Raw genomic sequence first — 24,199 nt, forward strand, 5'->3', positions numbered from 1 at the left:
GAGATATTTAGGGACTTTTTAGTAAAAGATTGATACTCGCAAATTTACTTTTGTTTTGTGGATATTTAATTACATTTGCGATGCACCAAAACAAACCTATGAAACATAAATTACTTTTTATCCTATTATTTATTTCTCTATTTTGTTATTCTCAGGAAAACTGTAATAATGGTATTGATGATGACGGTGATGGGAAAATAGATTTAAATGACAGTGATTGTATTTGTAATAAAACTGTTTCAATTTTACCAAATTCTTCTTTTGAAGAAAAAACAAATTGCCCTCAGGGTTATGATGACATTCCTACAACCACTGATTGGACAAAAGGAACAACTCCATCCCCGGATTATTTAAACGCAGACTGCTATCTTTTTAATACTATTTACACCAAAAAACTCCAAAATTTCCCCGATGGTAAAGGAATTTTCAGGGCTGTATACAAAAACAATAAAAAAGAATATATCGCTACTAAATTATCTAGCCCATTACGTAGTGGAATAAACTATCAGTTAACACTGAATATTGCCACATTAATGAGTATCGAAACTACTAACCTAAGTAAACGTTTTGATTTTGATTTTTTAGCACCTACTTATGTAACACTTTATGGATGTACTAATAAAGATAATTTACCATTATATACCAATTCAGATCCAAATTCATTTGACCCATCCTGGATTGAAATTGGAAAAGTTTTATACCAACCTCAGACTATTTGGGGAGAAGTAACAATTAGTTTTACCACAAATATTGATATTAACGCAATAATGCTGGGACCAGAGAAAACATTACCTCCATCATTTAACACTGATTATGAACCTTCTTTCTTATATGATAATTTAAGATTAAATACTGCTGAAAATTTTGGTGTTACTACTGTTCAAAGTGGCAATTTCTGCAATAATGATTTAATATTGACTGCTAACCTGACTAAAACCATGAGTTTAGCAACAACTTTTCAATGGTATAGAAATGGAATAGCGATAAATGGAGCAACTAATAAATCTTATCCAATTCCTTCAGTTAAAACAAATTTGGGAGAATATACTGTAAAAGTTACAGATGGAAGTGATTGCTTCATAAGTTCAAAATTAACTATAAACAATTCAATTCCTAATCCTTCTGTAACAGTAGTTCAGCCTACTTGTCAGGATATAAATGGCTATATTAAAGTTAACGACCCGGGAATAGAATATAGTTTTGATAAAGGTTTGGCTTTCCTTTCAGATGACAACTATGTTACAAAAGATTTGGTATGGCAGACAGATGCCAACTTTGTCACAAAAGAATATGGCAAATATTATGTTCAGACAAGAACCGCTTCGGGCTGTATTTCTACACCTACAATTGTAACAATTAATCCCCCAATATTACTGGACCGCCCAACATTTTCAATTATTCAGCCAACTTGTAGTTCTAATGGAACTATTACTATAACAACCCCGGCGTCACAATTTAGTTTTGATAATGGTTTGACATGGGAAAACAGTGCTACCAAAACAAATTTACCTTCTGGAAATTATTTACTTAAAATAAAGAACAGTAGCGGATGCGAATCCTATTCTCAAAGCGTCTTGCTTTTTCCGTCTTATATTAATTCTCCAACCTATACTTTAACCCAGCCTGGCTGTGATCAGGGAGGCAGTATTACTATTACCAGCCCCGCATCCGAATATAGTTTTGATAATGGAGAAACATGGACAACAAATCCAACGGCAACTAACTTACCTTCTGGTTATTATAATGTTAGAATTAAAGATGAATCCGGATGTCTATCGAAACCTTATTTCAATCAAATTTATTTAGATCTATTTTTTAAACCATATCCGGAAGTTAAAGTTATTCAACCAAATACATGTAGTAATACCGGAAGCGTTATTTTTGTAAACTCTTCAAATAAATATAGTATTGACAACGGACAAACATGGCAGGAAACACCAATTTTTAATAATTTACAACCTGGCAATTACTTTTTAAAAACGAAAAACGCACTAGGTTGTGAATCACAAGTCTATCAAGTTAAAATAAATTTTTATATATCTAAGCCAACTTATACCACAATAAATCCTGCATGTACGACAAACGGCAGTATTACCATAAATACTGCTGCATCCTTTTATAGTTTTGATAATGGAGAAACATGGACAACAAATCCAACGGCAGCTAATTTACTTCCGGGTTATTATAATATTAAAATTAAAAATGAATTAGGTTGTGAATCCGATGTTGAATATGCCTATTTACCTCCTTTTTATCTTGATGAGCCTACATACAAAATAATAAATCCCAATTGTGAAACGGAATCAAAATGGAGTATTTCAATTACAACCCCTGCTGCATCTTATAGTTTTGATGGAGGGAAAACATGGGGTACAAATCCAAACATTTCTAATTTAGATTATGGAACTTACGTCCTGAAAATAAAAAATTCTTTAGGCTGTGAGTCAAATTATGCGATTGCCAATATAAGTAATGCTTATTATTTAGCACGTCCCGAATTTTCAGCTGTACAACCTACTTGTACCACTCCAGGACGTATTACCATAACCACTCCTGCTGCATTTTATAGCTTTGATGATGGAGGAACATGGAGTACAGATCCAAATCTTATTAAATATCCAAATGGTGGCGTAAGTGGCTTTCTTAGGATTAAAAACAAATTAGGCTGTATAAGTGAAAATAATTGGTTTGCTCTTAACTTCAATTTCCTTGATCCTCCTACTTATACAATAGTGCAGCCAACAACTTGTGATAGTAATGCAACCGGAAGTATTACGATTACTACACCAGCCGCTTTATATAGTTTTGATGGCGGTTTAAGTTGGAGTACTAACCCTACAGCTTCAAATCTTCCTGTAGGATTTAAATATCAATTAAAAATAAAAAATAAAGAAGGATGTGTGTCAGGAAACCTTATCGTTGAATTCACTCCTTTTAAAATAAAAGAGGCTCAATATATAGCTACTAATCCAAGCTGTGGCAAAGGAGGTACTATTACAATTACTACACCTGCACCATTTTACAGTTTTGATGGTGGTGAAACCTGGGGTACAAATCCAACCGCTACAAATTTACCACTTGGTTCTTATTATCCTAAAATTAAAAATGAATCCGGATGTATCTCAGAAACACTTTATTCTGTACATTTCAATGAAGAATATTTATCTAATTTTAATATACAAGTAACTCAACCTACTTGTGAATCAAAGAATAAAGGGAGTATTACAATCGATGCCCTATTTGATCAATATAGCTTTGATGATGGTAGAACCTGGAGTCAATACAACACAGCCACAAATTTATCTTCTGGTAATTATTCTATAGTGGTAAAAAATAATTTAGGTTGTGAGTCTTGGTGGAGAGTTGCAACACTTTATGATTTTTATTTACCTATACCAAATTATACTACGACCCCTCCTATATGTGGAACTGGAGGAAGTATTACAATAACGACTCCGGCTGCATTATATAGTTTTGACAATGGAGTAAACTGGACAACTAATCCAACGGCTGCAAATTTAGATGAAGGATCTTACGTAATAAAGATAAAAAATGAATTAGGTTGTGAATCTTATCCACAATATATTTATATTCCTAAATTTAACCTTAATTCCCCTTTATACTCAATAATACAGCCTAATTGTGAATCTTTAGGCAGCATAACTTTCAATACAGCTGCTTCAGAATATAGTGTAGATAATGGTAATACCTGGAAAACTAACTCCACTTTTCTTGATTTAACTCCTGGTAATTATCTTTTAAAAATAAAAACTGCTTTAGGATGTGAATCCAATTCTAGTTCAGTTTCTCTTTATAATGTAAATCTTCCAGCTCAAAAACCTACTGTTTCAATTCAACAACCAAGCAGCTGTAATTCTGCAAAAGGGAGTATTTCGGTGACTACAAATGCTTCTTTTTACAGCTTTGACAACGGACAAACATGGGGTATAAATGCTACTGCAACAAATTTAATTTCTGGTGATTATTTTGTAAAAATCAAAAACAGCAGTACCGGTTGTCCTTCAACTGCAACAAAAGCAACCATTAACACTCCTTTAGATGCTATAACAACGCCAAATTATATAGCTTCTCAACCTATAAGCTGTACTAATCCTTTTGGAATAATTACAATTACAACCATAGGTTCAAAATATAGTTTTGACAATGGACTAACATGGAAAACAAATTCAGATTCTGGAAATTTAACTATTGGTAATTATCAGATTAAAATTCAAAATTCGGCCGGGTGTGAATCAGAAGCAGTTTCTGTACAAATAAATGCACCTGCTGATTCTCCAAATGTTCCTACATACAGCACTATTCAACCAAATTGTAATATTAATCAAGGAAAGATAACTATTCTCTCTGTTGCATCAGAATATAGTTTTGATAATGGTGTTACCTGGGGTACTAATGCAACATCGTCATTTTTAAATCCAGGTGAATATCTTCTAAAAACAAAAAACTCCAATGGATGTATTTCTGAAGCTATAAAAACAACTATAACATCTTTTGTTAATTCTATACCAACTCCTCAAAATTTAAACTCTACAGTTTTTTGCATTAAACAAAATGCAACATTAGACAATATTGTAATTACGGGGCAAAATATTAAATGGTATGATGCTCTAACGCTTGGAACACTTTTGTCAAATACAACATTACTCGAAAACAATACTGTTTATTATGCATCGCAAACTATAAATGGATGTGAAAGTGAAAGAACTCCTGTTGCAATTAAAATTCAGGATACTCAAAACCCAATTGCTGATACACCACAAACTTTCTGCATACAGAAAAAGGCTTCAATAAACAACATTGATATTACAGGACAAAATATTAAATGGTTCCAAAGTATTTCTTCAACTATAAATTTACCTGAAACAACCCTACTTGAAAATGGAATAATATATTACGCTTCTCAAACTATAAATGATTGTGAAAGTGATAGAATACCGGTTACTATAAATATACTTGAAGCAACATCTAGCGAATGTATCAATTTAGTAGATGAACTTCCTTATCCAAAATTCTTCACACCAAATGGCGACGGTTATAATGATACCTGGACAATTGATTTTGCTTATTTAGCTCCAAATACAGGAATTCGAATATTTGACCGTTATGGTAAATTCATTAAAGAACTTCATAGTAATACAGCCTGGGATGGAAATTATCTCGGATCTCAGGAAGTTGCATCAGATTATTGGTTTACCGTAACAAGATTAAACGGAACTGAATTTAGAGGGCATTTTAGTTTGAAGAGATAAAAAAAGAGTGGCTACAATAATGTAAGCCACTCTTTTTTTTAAAAATATATTTTTTTTTAAAATTGATGCACTTTCTTAGAAATCACTAAAAAGGAAACTAAAGAAATTAAAGCCGCAGCAGTCAGATAAAAACCTACATAACTTAATCCATAAGTACTTGCCAGCCAAATTGCAATCATAGGAGCAAATGCCGCACCTAAAATCCCTGCCAAATTAAAAGTCAAAGAAGCACCGGAATAACGAACTGTCGTCGGAAATAACTCTGACAAGAAAGTTCCCAAAGGACCGTAAGTAAATCCCATTAGAGACATTCCCATACAGACGAACGCAGTTACCAAAACTGGATTTCCTGAATTAAGGAAGTACGAAAAGAAAAATCCGAAAACGGCAATAGCGGCTGTAGTAATAATTAATATTTTTCTGCGACCAATTTTGTCAGCAACCAAAGCTGAAATAGGAATAAAAAAAGCAAAAAACAATACTGACAGCAATTGAATTAACAACGCATCTCTTTTTGTAAAACCTAAGTCAGAAGTAGCCCAGCTCAACGTAAAAACAGTCATTAAATAAAAGACCAAAAAGGTTGTTACTGCAGATAATGTTCCAAAAATCAATTGATTTTTATATGATTTAAGCAAAGTAAAAAACGGAATTCTAACTTCCTTTTGTTCCAATTTAGAATTTTCAAAAGCCGGAGTTTCGCTAATTTTAAGACGAATGTAAAATCCAACAATTACTAAAAGCGAACTGGCTATAAACGGAATTCTCCACCCATAATCCATAAAGGCTTCACTGGTCATGCTATCGGTTAAGATTAAAAATGTACCTCCCGACAGTAATAATCCGATTGGTGCTCCCAATTGCGGAAACATTCCATACCAGGCACGTTTATGCGGTGGTGCATTTTCAATTGCCAACAAAACGGCTCCACCCCATTCACCGCCTAAACCAACTCCTTGTCCAAAACGGCATAACATTAATAAAATCGGAGCCGCAATTCCAATACTGGCATAACCCGGTAAAAAACCAATTGCAATTGTCGATAATCCCATCGTTAATAAGGCTACTACTAAAGTAACTTTACGACCAATTTTATCTCCATAATGTCCAAAAATAGCTGAACCTAAGGGCCTTGCTAAAAAGGCGATCGAAAAAGTAGCCAAAGATTCTAGTGTAGAATTTGTACTGCTAGCTCCGGGAAAAAATAATTGTGGAAAAACCAACACAGCAGCATTGGCATAAATATAAAAATCAAAAAATTCAATTGTGGTTCCAATTAACGAACCAAAAAGAACGTGTCGAAGAGAGTTCTCCTGATTTGGGTTATTTTTCATTGTAGTTGATATTTTTTTTTTGAAAAATGGTGCTGTAAAAATGAATCGACTCATTTAAGGCAACAAACATTTGTCTGCAAAAATATAGTTTCATTATTAAAAACACACATTTAGAAACAACAGTTTTATATTACTCTCAAAATTTTAACAAAAAACCTAAATCTGTTGTTTTTAATCTTTATCAAATTATTATTCTTCAACTAGCCTTAAAACCAAAAATTAAAATACTGATTATAAATATTTTAAATCAAAAACTAAAAATCAAATCTTAAGCATTCGTTAAAAACACTTTTAAGTACATATTTTCATTAAATTTACAGCTATCAAAAATAAATCTAAAATTATGCCCACCGACTGTATCAGCTACCAAACCTCAGGATATTTCTCTAAATTGATACAAGATTACTTAGATCAAAAACCCGAATTACACTCCCTATACAATCATTTTCCAACACTGGAAAACTTTGAAAAACAAATAGCTGAAAAACAAGCCAATTTTGATAACACAAACCGAATTCCTTTGGTTGAAACCTTAGAAAAGCAATATCAAAAAATCGAAATTTCAGATGCAACCAAACAAAATATTGCGCTTTTAGCACATCCAAATACTTTTACCATTACGACCGGGCATCAATTAAATTTATTTAGCGGCCCTTTGTATTTCTTATATAAAATCATTTCTACGATTAATTTGACTAGAGAATTAAAGTCGAAATATCCAATGCATAATTTTGTTCCCATTTATTGGATGGCAACTGAGGATCACGATTTTGAAGAAATAAATTATTTCAATTTTAAAGGAAAGAAATTCCGTTGGAACAAAGAAAGTACAGGTCCTGTTGGAAGACTTTCAACAGAAGGTCTGACTGAATTCTTAGAAATTTACTCTTTAGAATTAGGATCCAGCACGAATGCAAATGTTCTAAAAAAGCTATTTGAAGAAGCGTATCTAAAACATGAAAATTTAGCAGATGCAACTCGTTTTTTGGCTGATAGTTTATTTGCTAATTATGGTTTGGTCATTTTAGATGCTGATGACGCCGATTTAAAACGTGCCTTTATTCCTTTTATTAAAGAAGAACTAGAGCAACAGACTTCATTCAAAGCCGTTCAGGAAACCATTTCGAAATTTGCAGATTATACCGTTCAGGTAAATCCACGCGAAATCAATTTATTTTATATTGAAAATAATTTAAGGGAAAGAATCATTTTCGAAAATGATAAATACTACGTAAACAACACGAAGATTTCATTTTCAAAAGAAGAAATTTTTAAGTTAGTAGAAAATAATCCGGAGAAATTCAGTCCAAATGTAATTATGCGTCCGCTGTATCAGGAAATTATATTACCAAATTTATGCTACATTGGCGGAGGCGGAGAAATTGCGTATTGGTTAGAACTAAAATCTTTCTTTGATGCTGTAAACATTACTTTTCCGATGCTTTTAGTTCGTAATTCTGTGCTTTTAAACACTGAAAAACAAGCTAAAAAAGCGGACAAATTAGGTTTAAGCTGGGCCGATTTATTTACAAAACCTGCTAATTTGGTAAATGCAATTACACATAAATTATCTGCTTTTCCAATTGATTTAACTTCTCAAAAAGAAACATTAGAAAAACAATTTGAATATCTTTATGAACTCGCGCAGCAAACTGATAAATCATTTAGCGGAGCTGTAAAAGCGCAGGAAGTCAAACAAAAAAAAGGTTTAGAAAACCTTGAAAAAAGATTATTAAAAGCTCAAAAACGAAAATTAGACTCCGAATTACAGCGAGTTGTAGATTTACAATTTGAGTTATTTCCAAATCAAAGCCTACAGGAACGTCAAACCAATTTTTCCGAATTTTATTTAGAAAAAGGTGAGCAATTGATTCCGCTTTTAATTCAAAAATTAAAACCTTTAGAAAACAATTTTAACATAATAACGATTTAAAAAAGTCACCACAAATTACACGAATTTTTACTAATTTTTAATCACAAAAACTGCTAATGATTCGTGTAATTCGTGGCAAAAAAATAAAGTAATAATCATCAGAATAAATAACCGCCTCTTCTGAAATTATTGCCTCTCTAAACCAAATAGTAACTTTTAAAACAAAAATTAACCTATTACTAAAAACTATGACCAGAGAGCGCTTGATTTCATTAGATGTCTTCAGAGGATTAACGATTTTATTAATGACCATTGTAAACAACCCGGGCGATTGGGGCCATGTTTACGCACCACTTTTACATTCAGAATGGCATGGCTGTACGCCAACCGATTTAGTTTTTCCGTTTTTTATTTTTATTATGGGAGTTGCAGTTCCTCTTGCAATGCCTGATAAAATCTGGAACGAAACCACTTTTAACAAAATATTGGTTCGCTCTTTACGCATGTTCTGTCTCGGAATATTCTTTAATTTCTTCGCCAAGATACAGCTTTTTGGTCTTGGCGGGATTCCCCTTTTAATTGGCCGTTTAGCCATTACAATTGCAGTTGGTTATGCTTTAATGGGCAGTTTTACTTCCAAAGTCAAAAACATTCTGGCCTTCTCCATTCTAATATTTTATCTCTTCTTAGCTTACAGTGGTATTGAAGCTTATCACGATGTACGTCTTCCGGGAGTTTTACAACGTATCGCGATTGTATATTTTGTCGTTTCGCTTTTACATTTAAAAACTACTCAAAAAACACAAATTATAACAGGAGCGGTTTTATTATTAAGTTATTGGGCTGTAATGACCTTAATTCCGGTACCAGGAATTGGTCCGGCAAATCTCGAAAAAGGAACCAATTTAGCTTCATGGGTAGACAGTATTTTGCTTGAAGGCCACATGTATCGCGAGACAATTACCTGGGATCCGGAAGGAATTTTAAGTACTATTCCATCGATCGTAAACGGAATTATTGGTTTATTAATTGGCCAAATATTATTGCGAGAAATAGGTAAAAAAGAAAAAGCTCAAAAAATGGCTATAATTGGTGTAGCACTAATTATCGGAGGTTTATTATGGGATATTGTTTTCCCAATCAACAAATCACTTTGGACAAGTAGTTACGTTTTGTACACCACAGGATTAGCTACCGCATTTTTAGCAATATTATATTATGTAATTGATATAGCAGAATATAAAAAAGGTTTCAAACTCTTTCTAATTTGGGGTGTAAACCCAATGATTGTCTTTTTTACTTCTCAGATTATTCCGCAGGCCTTAGTGATGATTCAATTCCACAATCCACATAATCCCGCAGAAAAAATCAATCTTTTAAATTATTTATACAGTTTCGGAATTGCTCCATTCTTCACCAATCCAATGGCTGCTTCTTTAGCTGGTGCATTAGTATACGTAGGAATCTGGACGTTTATATTGTGGATATTTTATAAAAACAAATTGATCTTCAAAGTTTAATTTATACTATCACATCGAGCGGAGTCGAAATGCTATGCGTGTTCTCGACTCCGCTCGATGTGACAAACTTAAAGTATAGACGCACAGCAGTGCGTTTTTCTATTTAAAACATCTACGTTTTACAATTCACAATTAACAATTTTCTTTGCCATAACATCATTTCACGATGTTTTAATTATGAATTTATTAAAATCAATTCATAAAAAAAGTATACTTTTGCACAAAATTAAAAATAAGCAATAAAATGGCAACAAATAGAACTTTTACAATGATTAAACCAGATGCTGTTGCAAACGGACACATCGGGAACATCTTAGCAATGATTACTAACGGAGGTTTCAAAATCGTTTCATTAAAATTAACTCAATTAACTGTAGCTGATGCTCAGGCTTTTTACGCTGTACACGCTGCAAGACCTTTCTACGGAGAATTAGTTGAATTTATGTCACGCGGACCAATTGTTGCTGCTATTTTAGAAAAAGATAACGCAGTAGAAGATTTCAGAACTTTAATTGGAGCTACAAATCCAGCTGAAGCTGCTGAAGGAACTATACGTAAAGCATACGCAACTTCTATCGGAGAAAATGCAGTTCACGGTTCTGATAGCGACGAAAATGCTGCTATTGAAGGTGCATTCCATTTTGCTGGAAGAGAGCAGTTCTAATTTTAGACTTCTTAGATTTTTAGACTAACTTAGATTTCCTAAAATCTCATAAAAAAGGAAAAACCCACTTCAATGAAGTGGGTTTTTCCTTTTTTATATAAATTCCTATATAAGTCTAAGCAGTCTAAAAATCTAAGCTAGTCTAAGAAAGTCTATCGTAAAACTACATCCTTAACCACTTCGCGCCCTAACTCTTCATTAATCATTTTAACGATTTTAGATTTACCGTGGCTTAATTCTTCTCTTAAAACGGCAGATCCAAGTTCGACATAAAGCGTACTTCCTTTCAAAACAACGTTTTTAGTATACGTCTTTACACCATTTCCCATTAAGCTGCCCCAAGCTTCTTTTACATCAATCTGATCCATTCCGGGCTGTAATTTATTTACCTGAATAATCTGGTGCAAAACATCGCCAATCGTACTTTGATTATTTAGTCTTTTTGCCATCGTTTAAAATATTTATTGGTGCTGCTTTTTTATAATGATATTCCTTTTGTTGGTCATTTTTAACGATAAACTCTTTGTCCGAAATCGAAATTAATTCCTCACTCCATTTAGCATAATCTGTTTTATAATCCAGAAAAGCTCCTTTATCTGTAAATCGAACTGAAACATTTTCAAATGTATTTGTAGTCAGAAAAGTGCCATCAAGCTGCGCCATAACTTTCGTTCGAGTTCCTTTAGTACCTTTAATTTGAAAATAATCAAAATTCTCATTCATTCCATATGCCTTCTCTTCACCTTTATCAAAAACGACTTTTTCAATTTCCCAATAACCATTCAATTTTGCAATATCTGCAGGTTTAATTTCCTGTTTGCAGCTTACAAACAAAAGCGACAAAACCAAAATCATAAAAGTGTTTTTCATATTTATTATATTAAAATCAATTAATGTCATTCTGAACGAAGTCGAAGAATTAGGAGCTATTTCCTGCTGTCCTTCCAATCTTTTACGCCTCCCGAAGCCTCGGGACCTGCACAAAAGGATTTCCCCTCCCATCAGGGCTAGGGCTCCAATTTTTAAAAGAAATTTCGTGAACTACAAAGTTAACTTTATCTAACTAAAAGTAAATATAAATTGACTAAAAGAAAAAAGGAATTTTATGCAAAGGAGAAGATTACTCAAAAGATCAATCTAAATCAATTTCCAGCCATTTTTCAATAAAAAGTTTTTGCAATTGAGGCAAAAATCATTTTCTTCATCCAAATGATTTCCACCTTCGGCATCCCTCATCAGGCAAGTCTTCTCTTTACAATGAGACAAACCCTCTGTATGACCAAGTTCATGCAAAACTAATTTATAAAACTGTTGATTTTCATTTTTGGCGGATACTCTAAAATTAGAAACAACACAAGATTTTCCAGGTCGATAACCCAATCCCATAACACCCCAATCTTTAATTCCGTTTTTAGTAGTACTTATATCAGAATGTGATAATCCAACAATTACTGAATCTTTTCCAATAGTATTACGAAGTGATTTAATAATACTGTCGGCTCGATACCTGTTTCTGGGTTTGTAATATGCATTTTCAGGAAAAGGAATATTTTGTCTCAAAACTACATTTGGGTTAATACTCCTGATTTCAGAAAGAACTTTATTGGATTGTTCCAATTCAAAATTACCTAAAGGCTGAATCACAATAACCTTTTGAGCATGTATTTTTTCTACACTATTTTCATTATTCCTGTTTGTACAAGAAATTACGCTAAAAAACAGAATAAGAAAACAGTACTTCATAATAGCTTATTTCTTAGTACGGATTCTTTTAAGCATGCCTGCAAAAAACAAACCTAAACCCAAAACCAATAAAACGTAATAAGAAGACAAACTCTTATCTTTTAGAACATTGGCCAAAACAAAACATACAACGCTTGCAAAATAAAAAGTAACAGGCGTTATATTTTTTAAAGAAGAAAAACTCATTGAATTATGAAATTTATTTGAAAAAACTGTCTACGAATTCGTATTTATTAAAGACCTGCAAGTCTTCAATCCCTTCACCAACACCAATATATTTTACAGGAATCTGAAACTGATCTGAGATACCAATTACAACACCACCTTTTGCTGTTCCGTCTAATTTAGTTACAGCAAGTGATGTTACTTCAGTTGCTGCAGTAAATTGCTTAGCCTGCTCAAAAGCATTTTGACCAGTTGAACCATCTAAAACTAAAAGCACGTCATGAGGAGCGTCGGCAACAACTTTCTGCATTACACGTTTCACTTTTGTAAGCTCGTTCATCAAATTGATTTTATTATGAAGACGTCCCGCAGTATCAATAATAACCACATCAGCATTTTGAGCAACCGCAGACTGTAAAGTATCAAAAGCTACAGAAGCTGGATCACTTCCCATATTTTGTCTTACGATTGGCACATCAACACGATCTGCCCAAACTTGTAATTGATCAATTGCTGCAGCACGAAATGTATCAGCAGCACCTAAAACTACTTTATAACCTGCTTTTTTAAACTGATAAGCCAATTTACCGATTGTCGTAGTTTTACCAACTCCATTAACACCAACTACCATTAAAACATATGGTTTTTTGTCTTTTGGAATATCAAACTCAGTTGCTTCACCTCTATTGGTTTCAGACAATAAAGCCCCAATTTCGTCACGAAGAATCTGGTTTAATTCGTCAGTTCCTAAGTATTTATCTTCAGCAACCCGGTTTTCAATTCTTGAAATAATTTTCAAAGTTGTATTCACACCAACATCTGAAGCTACCAGAATTTCTTCCAGATTATCTAAAACGTCGTCATCGACTTTAGATTTTCCGGCAACGGCTTTACTTAACTTTGAGAAAAAAGTAGTTTTTGATTTTTCAAGACTTTTGTCTAAAGTCTCTTTTTTATCAGTGGAGAATAATTTTTTAAAAAAACTCATTTTTTATAGGTTGTTAGTTTTTTAGATTAAATGATTTTACAATCTAAATAATCCTTAATATTTAAAGAAACCTAAAATTAATCCTGCTTCTTTAAATTTTACACAAATATAAAAAATAAAAAAGCTACTTCCGAACGAAAGTAGCTTTTCTATATAATGTGATTGTTATTATTTCTTTTTCAAGAAAGTATCAACTTCTTCAGGAGCCATAATAGATTCTACGAATGTATATGCACCAGTTTTAGGAGATTTCACCATTTTGATGGCTTTTGATAATCTCTTAGAAGATGTTTGTAACGATGCTACGGTTTTCTTTGCCATGATTCAAATGTTATTTGAAGCTTTTATAAAACTCGAATGGCAAAACCATTGAGATTTACAAAAATCTCTAATTATTACTTAATTTCTTTGTGAACAGTTACACGTTTCAAGATTGGATTAAATTTTTTAATCTCTAATCTGTCCGGAGTATTTTTTTTGTTCTTAGTTGTAATGTATCTAGAAGTTCCTGGAACACCAGAAGTCTTGTGCTCAGTACATTCTAAAATTACCTGGATTCTATTACCTTTCTTTGCCATCTTGCTATATATTTATTTAGGAAAAGATTATTTGATAAATCCTTCTGACTGCGCTTTTTTCAAAACTGCAGAAATTCCATTTTTATTAATTGTTTTTATCGTAGATGCTGCTACTCTAAGAGTAATCCATCTATCTTCTTCTGGAAGATAAAAACGCTTTTTAACTAAGTTCACAGAAAACTTTCTCTTAGTTTTGTTCATAGCGTGAGAAACGTTATTTCCTACCATCGCTCTTTTACCTGTAAGGTCACAAACTCTTGACATTATACTTATCTTTTATCGTTATTCAAAATCAGGGTGCAAAGAAAAGAAAAATAAACCATTGTAGCAAAAAATTATTGCACATTTTTTAAAATTTCTTTCTGTAATATTTCTAAACTCTTAATCGTCGCTCTATCTATCACTTTTTCACGTGGTTGGCCAAAGTTAAATTCTTCTACAATTATATCAGTTGGGGTAGCCAAAGCGATAAAAACAGCTCCTATTTCAGCATCTGAATCACCTTTTGACGGTCCGGCGTTCCCAGTTGTCGCGATTGCATAGTCTGTTTTGAGTATCTCTTTCACATTCAAAGCCATAGCCGAAGCAACTTGCGCACTTACAACCGAAAATTCATCAACAATATCTTGCGAGACACCGAGAACATTAACCTTTGCTTCTGTCGCATACGAAACAACACTTCCTTTAAAATAATTTGAAGCTCCGGGAACAGCTGCCAAAAGCGACGCAATTTTTCCGCCAGTAAAACTTTCAGCGGTCGAAATTGTTTTATTTTGTTTCGTTAATATTTTTCCGATTACGGTTTCGATTGTTTCATTTTCTTCATAACCCACTATAATATCGTGAATTATCGCATCTAAAGATTTTACATTTTCTTCAATTGCTGCTTCTAATTCTTCTTTATTAGTTCCTCTTCCGGTTAATCGCAAACGCACTCTTCCAGGATTTGGCAAATAAGCTAATTTAATGAAATCAGGCAGATTATTCTCCCAATCTTCAATACGCTCTGCCACCATACTCTCGCCTTGTCCGTACGTTAAAATGGTTTTATGAATGATATAAGGACGTTTGTATTCGCGAACAATCTTTGGAATTATTTCTTCTTCTACCAAATATTTCATCTCATATGGAACCCCGGGAAGCGAAATAAAAACGGTGTTTTCTTTCTTCATCCACATGCCCGGTGCTGTACCAACCTGATTGTGCAATACCGTACAAGTTGACGGAACAAGAGCCTGATCTTTATTTAATTGAGAAATTGGTCTTTTATAAAAACCTTCAATCAATTGCGTTACATGCGCTAAAACTTCAGGGTTAACAACGAGTTCATCATCGAAATATTCGCAGAAAGTTTTTTTAGTCACATCGTCTTTTGTTGGACCTAAACCTCCGGTTATAATCACAACATCAACTTTATTTTGTAGCTGGGCAAACGTATCTAAAATATGTTTTTTATCATCGCTTATCGAAATCATTTCATGTATCTCGACACCAATTCTATCCAATGATTTAGCAATAAAGCCAGAATTAGTATCAACGATTTGACCAATTAGAATTTCGTCTCCAATTGTAATTATAGTTGCTTTCATGTAAATGTATTTTTTTTACTTACCAGATTGTAAGTCATTATTAGAAAGTAGATTGTTATCGGAACGATTTGTGCGAGGGGTAAGAACAGCATCCTTTTGTAGCAAACGATAAGAACTCGTTAAACAAAATTTTCCGGAACAAAAGATATGATGTTCCGAAGTTTCGACACGACCCTATTTTTGACTTGATGTAAAAAAGGGCAAAAATAGAGGCGCGCCCAAATTATACATCAAAGTCTTTTTTGATTTCTTTAATCGCTTCTTTAACCTGTATTTTTATGCTTTTGAAAGTTTCGATAATTTCTTTCTTCTTACCTTCCGCTTTTGTCCATGCTTCAACCTGCAGAATTTCTTCAAAAGCTACATTTAAACCGATTAAGTCTAAAGTAGGTTTTATTTTATGAGCATAAGCATAGGCATATTTATGATCCTTCTTTTTGATTCCTTCTTTGATTTGTTTCAAATCTTCCGGAACTTCAGTAACAAACAATTTAAGAATTTCGTTTACAAATTCAGGATCATTGTCTGAAAGCGCATATACTTTCGAAAGGTTGTATTTTAAAGCCATTATTTTACTTGTATTCTAAATAATTTTTTTTCTTCTAAAAAGCCTTCCAAAACATCGTTTGGTTTGACCGCTGCAACTCCTGCAGGCGTTCCTGTAAAAATAATGTCACCAATTTTAAGCGTAAAATATTGCGATACATAAGCAATTAACTCATCAATTTTCCAGAGCATAAGTGCTGTATTGCCTTTTTGAACGGTTTGAGAATTATTTGTTAACTCAAAACTAAGGTTTTCCATTGAAACAAAATCAGTTTTTGGTAAAAAATCTCCAATAACCGCAGAACCATCAAATGCTTTTGCTTTTTCCCACGGCAATCCTTTTGCCTTTAACTTATCTTGTAAATCTCTGGCAGTAAAATCAATACCCACACTAATTTCGTCATAATACTTATGTGCAAACTTAGGCTCAATATACTTTCCTACCTTATTAATTTTAACAATTATCTCTATTTCGTGATGAATTTCTTCAGAAAATTCAGGGATTACAAACGGATGTTGTTTCAATAAAACCGCAGAATCCGGTTTCATGAAAATCACCGGTTCCGTTGGACGTTCGTTTTTTAATTCTTCGATATGATTGGTATAATTTCTACCGATACAGATAATTTTCATTCTTCTCTAAGTTACTAAGATTCTAAGTCGCCAAGACTCTAAGAAAATACAATAAAACTGTATCTTAGAATCTTAGCGACTTAGCAGCTTATTTTGTATTTAATCTTCTTAATTTAATCGCTGTTAAAACCTTTTTAGTGTACAATGGAAAATCAGCATTTTGAATCCAGCTGAAATATCCTGGCTCTGTTTCTAATACTTTTTCGACTTTTGCCCCTTTGTGTTTTCCGAAAGTAAAAACTTCTTCGTTGTCCGCATCAAAAGCAATCATCCCTGCGAAATCGGCGATTTTTTTTCGGGTAGTGAATTCAGATAATGATTTCATATCATTTTCTAAATCCGGATAACGATCTAATTGTGCTTTTAGAATTTCGTAAGTTGCCATTGTATCCGCTTCTGCCGAATGGGCATTTTCCAGGCTTTTTCCACAATAAAACTTTAGCGCAGCACTTAAAGTACGTTCTTCCATCTTATGAAAAATAGTCTGCACATCAACAGAAACTTTATTTTTCATGTCAAAATCGACACCGGCACGCAGTAATTCTTCAGCCAAAAGCGGAATATCAAAGCGATCTGAATTAAAACCACCCAAATCACTATCCTTAATCATATTATGGATTTGTGGCGCCAATTCATTAAAAGTGGGTTCATTTGCTACTTTTTCATCAGTAATTCCATGAACAGCGGTTGTTTGCGGCGGAATTGGAATTGTCGGATTCACCAACCAAGTTTTACTTTCTTTATTTCCGTTTGGAAAAACTTTGAATATTGAAATCTCTACGATTCGATCTTTTCCGATATCAATTCCGGTTGTTTCAAGATCAAAAAAGCAGATTGGTTTGTTGAGTTTCAGTTCCATTTTTAGTTTTTATAAGATTACAAATGTAATTTTTAAAGCCGAATTTCTCCTTCTTATTTTTTATTTTTTTTAGTTAAAACGGACATTTATTTGTGATTTCAATTTACAAAAAGATTCTTTTACCACATTTATTTAAGTTAGTCTCATTTTTTCTCAAAACAAAAAAAACCCCGGAAAATTTAAAAATTCCGGGGTTGATTTTATTTATTAATTGATTTAGAAATCTCTGTCTACATCAAAAGCTTCTAAATATTCAGCTACTCTTTTTACAAAACTTCCTCCTAAAGCACCATCTACAACTCTGTGGTCGTAAGAGTGCGACAAGAACATTTTTTGACGGATTCCGATAAAATCACCTTCAGGAGTTTCGATAACCGCCGGAACTTTACGAATTGCACCAAGTGCTAAGATTCCTACCTGAGGCTGATTGATAATTGGCGTTCCGAAAACACTTCCAAAAGTACCAACATTTGTTACTGTGTAAGTTCCGCCTTGTGTATCGTCTGGTTTTAATTTTCCAGCTTTTGCACGGTTTCCTAAATCGTTAACCGCTTTTGCCATTCCAACCAAATTTAACTGATCTGCATTTTTAATTACAGGCACAATTAAGTTTCCGTTTGGCAAAGCTGCTGCCATTCCTAAATTTATATTTTTCTTTTTGATGATATAATCACCATCAACAGAAATATTCATTCCAGGAAAATCTTTCAATGCTTTCGCAACCGCTTCCATCATAATTGGAGTAAAAGTCAACTTCTCGCCTTCTCTTTTTTCGAAAGCCGTTTTAACTTTATCTCTCCATTTTACAATGTTCGTTACATCCACTTCAATAAAAGATTGTACGTGAGCTGAAGTTTGCACAGAAGCCACCATGTATCCTGAAATCAGTTTACGCATTCTGTCCATTTCGATGATTTCATCACCGCCATTTACAGAAACAGGCATCGCTTGTTGACTTTTTTGAACAACTGGCTCTATAGCTTTTATCGCTTCAACCGTTTTTGCAGGTTCAGCAACTTTGGGAGTTACTGCACCAGATTTACGATCTTCAATATATTTTAAAATATCTTCTTTTGTAACGCGTCCATCTTTTCCTGAACCTTGCATTCCGTCAAGTTCAGCAATAGAGATCCCCTCCTCTTTAGCAATGTTTTTTACTAATGGTGAAAAGAATTTATCAGATGTAGTAAAATCCTGAGGAATACTCATTGTTTCCTTAACAGCTTCAATTGTGTTCTCAATTTCAGTTACTTCTGCAGCAAATGCCGCTTCTTCAACTGCTTTTACAGCAGGAGCATCTCCTTCGGTTTCAATAATCGCAATGGTTTGCCCTACCTGAACCAAATCATCTTTACCAAATAATTGTTCAACTAAGATCCCAGATACTTCGCTTGGTACTTCACTGTCAACTTTATCAGTTGCAATTTCCAGTACTGCTTCATCAGCTTCAATTTTGTCTCCTACTTCTTTTAACCAGTTGGTAATAGTTGCTTCAGCGACACTTTCTCCCATCTTAGGAAGCTTTAATTCAAATCTTGCCATATTGTTAACCTCAAGGGTGATTTTGATTTTCTGATTGCGAAATTACTGAAAATTTTAAATATAAATTACATTTAATATAATTTTTTACTTGATTTTTATAATTTGTCCCCTGTCATTTCGCGAATCGCTTCCGATAATAAAACTTGCATTTTTGGGGAAAATCTTAAAAGTAATGTTCTTATCTTTAAGAGTTTCTATGATTTTGATACATTTTTTAAATGAAACATACTGATTATCCAAAATTATCTCACTCTTAGCATCCTTTAAAATCAGGCACGAATTTACCATTTTTTCTTTTTTGAAATCGAAAAAGAGTACTTTATTTTTCAAAATAGAAGGTAATTTTTCAGACAAAATTTTATTTGAAGAGTAAAAAATATAACTTTCAGGTAACGCTTTTGCCTTTGGTTTCCCCTGAAACATTTTGAAGAATGAGAAAACTACAATTCCGATTTTAATAAAAAGTGTAAAAAACCATGATTTCCTGAAATGTTTCTGATAAAAGAAATTCATGGCTTCCTGAAAACGATTCATGTACTTTTCGTCTTTTATTGTACTTTCTCCTTTATAATGTAACACTGTGGTGTCATGAAAGTAATAATTTGTTTTTTGTTTTTTCAAAGCACGATAAGACAAATCAATATCATCTGCATACATAAAACAATCTTCATCAAAACCTCCAAGTTCAAGATACAAATCACGTTTCATAAACATAAAAGCACCAACAAGAATTTCTACTTTTCCGGTTTCATTTTCATCTAGATGTTGTGCGTAATATCGATTGAAAAGCTTCCACTTTGGAAAAATTTTATACAATCCAAAAACCTTTGTAAAAGCAACCCAGGGTGTTGGAATTCCACGTTTGCTTTCTGGCAGAAATTGTCCTATCCCGTCAATTAATTTACAGCCGATAATTCCGGTATTTTTTTGTTCTTCGGCGAAAGCCAAAATTTTAGTAAATGTATCTTCTGCAACTACAGTATCCGGATTTAGAATACAAATGTACTTTCCTTGTGCTTCTGAGACTCCAATATTATTCCCTTTTGGAAATCCAAAATTTTCTTTATTTTGAATAAGTTTTACAGATGGAAAGCTTTTCTTCATCATCAAACAAGAATCATCTGTTGAATTATTGTCGATGACAATAATTTCGGCATCAAGTGTAATAATTGCCTCCTGAACACTTAAAACGCATTGTTCCAGAAAGTAACGCACATTATAATTAAGGATAATTACCGATAATTGCATGAAAGATTAGGCTGTTGATTTTTTGGAAAGTTAGAAATTTTCTGTTAATCCCAACCGTAAAGACCAATCGTTTTTACTGACTCCATAATCTAAGGCAAGATTACTATTGTTTTTTTTGTTCCACTTAATTCGGATTCCGGTCCCTATGGCAGGATGCCATTTGTCGAATTGATAAGTATCTAATTTTGAAACTGACGAAATATTACCAAAAAATACCGCTCCAAAAAAACCATTTCTGGTAATATCTGTTCTGTATTCGGTTTCTAAGTAAATCAATGCATTGCTTCGATATCTGTTTTTGGTAAAACCGCGACCTGTTTTTCCGTCGCGATCCCAGCCTATACTTGGCAAATCAAGATAATGAGGTTTACCTCCAAAAGTAGACCAATAAAAAGCACGCGAAGCCCAAACCCGATGTTTCATTTTACTGAAAGAATGATATTTTCGGGCATCAAAATACAAGGATTGCCATTTATTTCCGTCGACACCGCTTGTGTTTATTCTTAAATCGGCTTCAACATACAATCCTTCTTCGGGATTAACGATGTTTTTTCTGGAATCATACAAACCCTGAAAAGCAAAACCAAAAGAAGTTTCATCTGAGAAATCTCCATTCATATATTTCATATAGTCCGTTTCTTCATCAATATAAGAGTCCTCAGAGATATTTTGATAATTATCATACAGAAAACCGATTCCTAATCTGTAATTACCTACAACTTTTCGAGTCACAAATTGATAAAAACGCCATTGTTGATAATCTAAAGTAGACATTTCTTCTTTTGAATTATGATCACCTAACCCGTAAGTAAGCTGGGGATAAATCATATAACGATAATCTCCAATAAAATTCCATTTATTCTCTTTCGTATAAATATAAGACTGAATCGGGAAAACATATTGTTTGCTAAAACTAAAATAAGGGGAAAAAGAAACCTGCGACATATTGGTTGTTTCGTGATCTTCGCCTAAATAAAAAGTCGTTAAAAAAGAAATCACCAATCCATTTGAATTATTAGCACCCACAGGAACAGGCAATAACGAAAAAGCTAATTTTCTATCTTTTTGGATATTTGTCGAATCATTCTTTTTGAAAATTTTCCGAATGACATCTAAAATATCTTTGCTCTCCACAGCTGTACTGTCATTTTGCGAGAAACAAAATGGTGAAATAAAAAAAACAAACCAGATGAATTTGATTTTTAAACTACTCATTAAAAAGCCTTTAAGAATGTATTCTTACAAATTTAAAATTTTATTAAGACAAATACATGATTTCGAAAAGAATTAAGGAAGAAAACAAAATCGTTTAGAAAGGGTATATTTGAAATAAAATATTTATTATAAAAGAAGTTTGTGATTATGATTCGTTTGTATTTCTTATTATCGGTAATTGCCATTTTCACTTCTAGTTTTGATAGAAAAAGTGTTTCAGAAAAAGAGACAAATCTGGTCAAATCAAATACGTGGTTTATTGCCGGCCCTGTTATAGAAAATCAGGAAATTATAAATACCGTTCGTTTAAAAAAGGGTATTATTAAAATTACAGCAAAAAATAATCCTGTTGGAGAAATTGAATTGAATGTAGCCATTACGCCATCAGAATCGAATGATGGTATTCCGCAGAATTTATCTGATGAATCAAAGTATCTAATTATTACTTATAAATCATCACATCTAATAAAAATTCAGGCCAGGGAAGGAAACGAAGAAGGAACTGGTTGTGTACATGGAGGTTCGCATCCGAGAACTGATTTGCCAGCATCTCCCAAAAAATTTACTACCCTTAAAATTCCCTGGTCCCATTTTAAACAAGATGGATTACCTGACGGAAAACCTTTAAACATTCATAATCTCTGCAAATTCAATTTTGTAAATTATAATCCCATTTCTGGAGCATTTTTAGAAATAAAATCAGTTATCGTTCAAATTTAAAACTATGAAAACACTACTTAGCCTTTTGTTTTTCTTTGTACTATTTTCAAATTTCGGCTTTAGCCAAAACAAATCTGACGTTTCTAAAGAAGATATTAATGGTGTTTGGGAAGACATTAATTCGGGCGTTCAAAATGCAGTTGCTATTATATCCGAACAAAATGGAAAAGTTATTTTTTCTCATTATTTAGAATGGAAGGGACAAAAATTCGTTGAAAGCGGCACAGGAAAAAGAAATGGGAACACTATTATTTATACTGTTGATGTCACGCTTCCGATTGAAGGATGGGCAACAAAAGGAACGCATACTTTAACATTATCCAAAGACGGAAATACACTTGAAGGCACTTTTATAGATAATAAAAAAAGAGAAGGATCTATTTCTTTTAAAAGGGTTCGATAAAATTGTTTCAAGTTTCAGGTTTCAGGTTCGTGCGAACTTGAAACCTGAAACTTTTAAACCTTATTTATAGTTGTAATTGTATTTTATATTTATTGCAGATTTTCATCACGAATAACATAATTGTTGAAAAGACTAAACTCCACATAATCCCTGGAACTCCTTCACGGAAATATTCAGGTATAATTTCTATTTTGAAAGATAAATTGAAATAATAAATTACGCCTGGTAAAATATAAATCAATAATGGATTTGCTGCAGCAGGCATGAAGAAATTACTCCATTTTGTTTGTTTTTTGATTTCCATTAACCAATAAAGAAAGTAAAACAAGACAGTACAAATTCCAGCTGAAAACATGGTCCATGAAGGTGTGCCTTTTATTTTTGAAATTCCAAAATAAGGACGAAGAAAATAGCCCAAAACAAAAAAGAAAACAGCAAAACCAATTACTGGCCAATTGATTTTAGGTGCTGCTTTTCGATCGAAAAATAATAACGAAATAATTACACCAGCACTAACAACAGATGCATGGGTTAAATGTCCGGCTATAAAACTAAGCCATGAGAATTGCTGAATAGCAGATCCTTCAATTAAATTCATAGAATTTGCTGCTATACAAATTACTAAAAAAGCAATCATCGCCCACAATCTTCCAGAAACCAGCCAATAGTATACTACTGTAAAAAGATATGCCCAACCAATTAAACCGAGAATTCCCCACCATTTAGGTGTCATTCCGATTTCTCCAGTATCCTGAACATATAAAAAATAAAGAGCTATTAAAACTAATATTCCTCCATATTGCAATGTGTTTTTTAACCACGATGGAAAATCTTTAGGATATTTATTCCAGATTGGAATTGGCATCGCATAAGCTAAAAGTCCCCAAAAAGCTGGTGCGATTAACATTTTTGATGCATCGTAACCATATTCTGCATTCACCATAAATACACCAATAACAATTAATGCTACTGCTCGTTTTAAGGTGTGAGTCCAAATTGTTTTGGCACTATCTCCTTTAATTAACCTCGTATTAAATGCAAACGGAATTGACATCCCGACAATAAATAAGAAAGATGGAAAAACAACATCCACAAATGTCATTGCATCTGCATCAGCCGGCATGTGTTTCATCCATTGTGGTACATTTTTAACGCTGGCAAGTTCATTTACAAAAATCATTACAAAAATGGTAATTCCGCGCAAAGCGTCAATAGAAATAATTCTTTTATTATACAAGTTCTCCTTAATTCTCATAAAATGCTACATTATTGATAGTAACAAATATAGAATAATAGACTAAATATCAGA

General features: G+C 33.0%; 22 protein-coding genes. 6 read left to right on the forward strand and 16 right to left on the reverse strand.

Annotated elements, in window-relative coordinates; genetic code table 11:
- Positions 1-98 precede the first annotated feature (98 nt).
- Positions 99-5,270, forward strand: coding sequence for a T9SS type B sorting domain-containing protein (locus AC6CH4_RS16760; RefSeq protein WP_498104948.1), 5,172 nt, complete (start codon positions 99-101; stop codon positions 5,268-5,270).
- A gap of 56 nt (positions 5,271-5,326) precedes the next feature.
- Here AC6CH4_RS16760 and AC6CH4_RS16765 read toward each other — a convergent pair whose 3' ends face one another.
- Positions 5,327-6,604: an MFS transporter gene (locus AC6CH4_RS16765; protein WP_498104950.1), complete on the reverse strand. Its 1,278-nt coding sequence runs from the start codon at positions 6,602-6,604 to the stop codon at positions 5,327-5,329.
- A gap of 343 nt (positions 6,605-6,947) precedes the next feature.
- On the opposite strand from AC6CH4_RS16765, the gene bshC reads away from it, so the two are divergent.
- The 3 genes from bshC (at position 6,948) to AC6CH4_RS16780 (ending at position 10,661) form a co-directional block, all read left to right on the forward strand.
- Positions 6,948-8,537, forward strand: coding sequence for a bacillithiol biosynthesis cysteine-adding enzyme BshC (bshC, locus tag AC6CH4_RS16770; protein WP_498104952.1), 1,590 nt, complete (start codon positions 6,948-6,950; stop codon positions 8,535-8,537).
- Positions 8,538-8,725: 188 nt separating this feature from the next.
- Positions 8,726-9,997: an acyltransferase family protein gene (locus AC6CH4_RS16775; protein WP_498104954.1), complete on the forward strand. Its 1,272-nt coding sequence runs from the start codon at positions 8,726-8,728 to the stop codon at positions 9,995-9,997.
- 244 nt (positions 9,998-10,241) lie between these two features.
- Positions 10,242-10,661, forward strand: coding sequence for a nucleoside-diphosphate kinase (locus tag AC6CH4_RS16780; protein ID WP_026984871.1), 420 nt, complete (start codon positions 10,242-10,244; stop codon positions 10,659-10,661).
- 152 nt (positions 10,662-10,813) lie between these two features.
- On the opposite strand, the gene AC6CH4_RS16785 is transcribed toward AC6CH4_RS16780, so the two are convergent.
- The 14 genes from AC6CH4_RS16785 to AC6CH4_RS16850 form a co-directional block, all read right to left on the reverse strand.
- Positions 10,814-11,110 (reverse strand): DciA family protein, encoded by a 297-nt coding sequence (locus AC6CH4_RS16785; protein ID WP_498104956.1) that lies wholly within the window; start codon positions 11,108-11,110, stop codon positions 10,814-10,816.
- Positions 11,091-11,531, reverse strand: a complete 441-nt coding sequence (locus tag AC6CH4_RS16790) for a hypothetical protein (RefSeq protein WP_498104958.1) — start codon at positions 11,529-11,531, stop codon at positions 11,091-11,093. The genes AC6CH4_RS16785 and AC6CH4_RS16790 overlap by 20 nt, the downstream gene beginning before the upstream one ends.
- A gap of 267 nt (positions 11,532-11,798) precedes the next feature.
- Positions 11,799-12,404, reverse strand: coding sequence for a Zn-dependent protease (locus AC6CH4_RS16795; protein ID WP_498104960.1), 606 nt, complete (start codon positions 12,402-12,404; stop codon positions 11,799-11,801).
- A 199-nt stretch (positions 12,405-12,603) separates the two neighbouring features.
- Entirely contained in the window at positions 12,604-13,557 is a 954-nt protein-coding gene (gene ftsY / locus AC6CH4_RS16800) for a signal recognition particle-docking protein FtsY (RefSeq protein ID WP_056196222.1), read from the reverse strand.
- Between the two features lie 168 nt (positions 13,558-13,725).
- Entirely contained in the window at positions 13,726-13,878 is a 153-nt protein-coding gene (locus tag AC6CH4_RS16805; RefSeq protein ID WP_007805819.1) for a DUF4295 domain-containing protein, read from the reverse strand.
- 74 nt (positions 13,879-13,952) lie between these two features.
- Positions 13,953-14,135 (reverse strand): 50S ribosomal protein L33, encoded by a 183-nt coding sequence (rpmG, locus tag AC6CH4_RS16810; RefSeq protein ID WP_008253902.1) that lies wholly within the window; start codon positions 14,133-14,135, stop codon positions 13,953-13,955.
- Between the two features lie 27 nt (positions 14,136-14,162).
- A complete protein-coding gene (rpmB, locus tag AC6CH4_RS16815; RefSeq protein ID WP_007805815.1) occupies positions 14,163-14,399 on the reverse strand; it encodes a 50S ribosomal protein L28 in 237 nt (78 codons plus the stop codon).
- Positions 14,400-14,470: 71 nt separating this feature from the next.
- Positions 14,471-15,724 carry a CinA family nicotinamide mononucleotide deamidase-related protein gene (locus AC6CH4_RS16820; RefSeq protein WP_498104962.1) on the reverse strand — a complete coding sequence of 418 codons (1,254 nt, stop codon included), beginning with the start codon at positions 15,722-15,724 and terminating at the stop codon, positions 14,471-14,473.
- A gap of 223 nt (positions 15,725-15,947) precedes the next feature.
- Entirely contained in the window at positions 15,948-16,292 is a 345-nt protein-coding gene (locus AC6CH4_RS16825) for an Hpt domain-containing protein (RefSeq protein ID WP_026984878.1), read from the reverse strand.
- Positions 16,292-16,903, reverse strand: coding sequence for a fumarylacetoacetate hydrolase family protein (locus tag AC6CH4_RS16830; RefSeq protein WP_498104964.1), 612 nt, complete (start codon positions 16,901-16,903; stop codon positions 16,292-16,294). Before AC6CH4_RS16830 ends, AC6CH4_RS16825 begins: the two co-directional genes overlap by 1 nt.
- Before the next feature lie 88 nt (positions 16,904-16,991).
- Entirely contained in the window at positions 16,992-17,762 is a 771-nt protein-coding gene (locus AC6CH4_RS16835) for an exonuclease domain-containing protein (RefSeq protein WP_498104966.1), read from the reverse strand.
- A gap of 216 nt (positions 17,763-17,978) precedes the next feature.
- Complete coding sequence (locus AC6CH4_RS16840) at positions 17,979-19,304, reverse strand: dihydrolipoamide acetyltransferase family protein (protein WP_498104968.1); 1,326 nt, start codon at positions 19,302-19,304, stop codon at positions 17,979-17,981.
- Between the two features lie 84 nt (positions 19,305-19,388).
- Entirely contained in the window at positions 19,389-20,552 is a 1,164-nt protein-coding gene (locus AC6CH4_RS16845; RefSeq protein ID WP_498104970.1) for a glycosyltransferase family 2 protein, read from the reverse strand.
- A 30-nt stretch (positions 20,553-20,582) separates the two neighbouring features.
- Positions 20,583-21,767: a hypothetical protein gene (locus AC6CH4_RS16850; protein WP_498104972.1), complete on the reverse strand. Its 1,185-nt coding sequence runs from the start codon at positions 21,765-21,767 to the stop codon at positions 20,583-20,585.
- Between the two features lie 147 nt (positions 21,768-21,914).
- Between AC6CH4_RS16850 and AC6CH4_RS16855 the strand changes: the two genes are divergently transcribed.
- Both AC6CH4_RS16855 and AC6CH4_RS16860 read left to right on the forward strand, forming a co-directional pair.
- A complete protein-coding gene (locus AC6CH4_RS16855; RefSeq protein WP_498104974.1) occupies positions 21,915-22,487 on the forward strand; it encodes a hypothetical protein in 573 nt (190 codons plus the stop codon).
- A 4-nt stretch (positions 22,488-22,491) separates the two neighbouring features.
- Positions 22,492-22,890, forward strand: coding sequence for a hypothetical protein (locus tag AC6CH4_RS16860; RefSeq protein WP_498104976.1), 399 nt, complete (start codon positions 22,492-22,494; stop codon positions 22,888-22,890).
- A gap of 64 nt (positions 22,891-22,954) precedes the next feature.
- On the opposite strand, the gene AC6CH4_RS16865 is transcribed toward AC6CH4_RS16860, so the two are convergent.
- Positions 22,955-24,145 carry a DUF5009 domain-containing protein gene (locus AC6CH4_RS16865; RefSeq protein WP_498104978.1) on the reverse strand — a complete coding sequence of 397 codons (1,191 nt, stop codon included), beginning with the start codon at positions 24,143-24,145 and terminating at the stop codon, positions 22,955-22,957.
- Between the last annotated feature and the right edge of the window lie 54 nt (positions 24,146-24,199).

It is taken from the genome of Flavobacterium sp. GQ95 (genome assembly GCF_059758655.1).

Bases quoted from the DNA above. Each gene is read 5' to 3' on its own strand.
- AC6CH4_RS16760 (WP_498104948.1), top strand. From the start codon at position 99: ATGAAACATAAATTACTTTTTATCCTATTATTTATTTCTCTATTTTGT.
- AC6CH4_RS16765 (WP_498104950.1), bottom strand. From the start codon at position 6,604: ATGAAAAATAACCCAAATCAGGAGAACTCTCTTCGACACGTTCTTTTT.
- bshC (WP_498104952.1), top strand. From the start codon at position 6,948: ATGCCCACCGACTGTATCAGCTACCAAACCTCAGGATATTTCTCTAAA.
- AC6CH4_RS16775 (WP_498104954.1), top strand. From the start codon at position 8,726: ATGACCAGAGAGCGCTTGATTTCATTAGATGTCTTCAGAGGATTAACG.
- AC6CH4_RS16780 (WP_026984871.1), top strand. From the start codon at position 10,242: ATGGCAACAAATAGAACTTTTACAATGATTAAACCAGATGCTGTTGCA.
- AC6CH4_RS16785 (WP_498104956.1), bottom strand. From the start codon at position 11,110: ATGGCAAAAAGACTAAATAATCAAAGTACGATTGGCGATGTTTTGCAC.
- AC6CH4_RS16790 (WP_498104958.1), bottom strand. From the start codon at position 11,531: ATGAAAAACACTTTTATGATTTTGGTTTTGTCGCTTTTGTTTGTAAGC.
- AC6CH4_RS16795 (WP_498104960.1), bottom strand. From the start codon at position 12,404: ATGAAGTACTGTTTTCTTATTCTGTTTTTTAGCGTAATTTCTTGTACA.
- ftsY (WP_056196222.1), bottom strand. From the start codon at position 13,557: ATGAGTTTTTTTAAAAAATTATTCTCCACTGATAAAAAAGAGACTTTA.
- AC6CH4_RS16805 (WP_007805819.1), bottom strand. From the start codon at position 13,878: ATGGCAAAGAAAACCGTAGCATCGTTACAAACATCTTCTAAGAGATTA.
- rpmG (WP_008253902.1), bottom strand. From the start codon at position 14,135: ATGGCAAAGAAAGGTAATAGAATCCAGGTAATTTTAGAATGTACTGAG.
- rpmB (WP_007805815.1), bottom strand. From the start codon at position 14,399: ATGTCAAGAGTTTGTGACCTTACAGGTAAAAGAGCGATGGTAGGAAAT.
- AC6CH4_RS16820 (WP_498104962.1), bottom strand. From the start codon at position 15,724: ATGAAAGCAACTATAATTACAATTGGAGACGAAATTCTAATTGGTCAA.
- AC6CH4_RS16825 (WP_026984878.1), bottom strand. From the start codon at position 16,292: ATGGCTTTAAAATACAACCTTTCGAAAGTATATGCGCTTTCAGACAAT.
- AC6CH4_RS16830 (WP_498104964.1), bottom strand. From the start codon at position 16,903: ATGAAAATTATCTGTATCGGTAGAAATTATACCAATCATATCGAAGAA.
- AC6CH4_RS16835 (WP_498104966.1), bottom strand. From the start codon at position 17,762: ATGGAACTGAAACTCAACAAACCAATCTGCTTTTTTGATCTTGAAACA.
- AC6CH4_RS16840 (WP_498104968.1), bottom strand. From the start codon at position 19,304: ATGGCAAGATTTGAATTAAAGCTTCCTAAGATGGGAGAAAGTGTCGCT.
- AC6CH4_RS16845 (WP_498104970.1), bottom strand. From the start codon at position 20,552: ATGCAATTATCGGTAATTATCCTTAATTATAATGTGCGTTACTTTCTG.
- AC6CH4_RS16850 (WP_498104972.1), bottom strand. From the start codon at position 21,767: ATGAGTAGTTTAAAAATCAAATTCATCTGGTTTGTTTTTTTTATTTCA.
- AC6CH4_RS16855 (WP_498104974.1), top strand. From the start codon at position 21,915: ATGATTCGTTTGTATTTCTTATTATCGGTAATTGCCATTTTCACTTCT.
- AC6CH4_RS16860 (WP_498104976.1), top strand. From the start codon at position 22,492: ATGAAAACACTACTTAGCCTTTTGTTTTTCTTTGTACTATTTTCAAAT.
- AC6CH4_RS16865 (WP_498104978.1), bottom strand. From the start codon at position 24,145: ATGAGAATTAAGGAGAACTTGTATAATAAAAGAATTATTTCTATTGAC.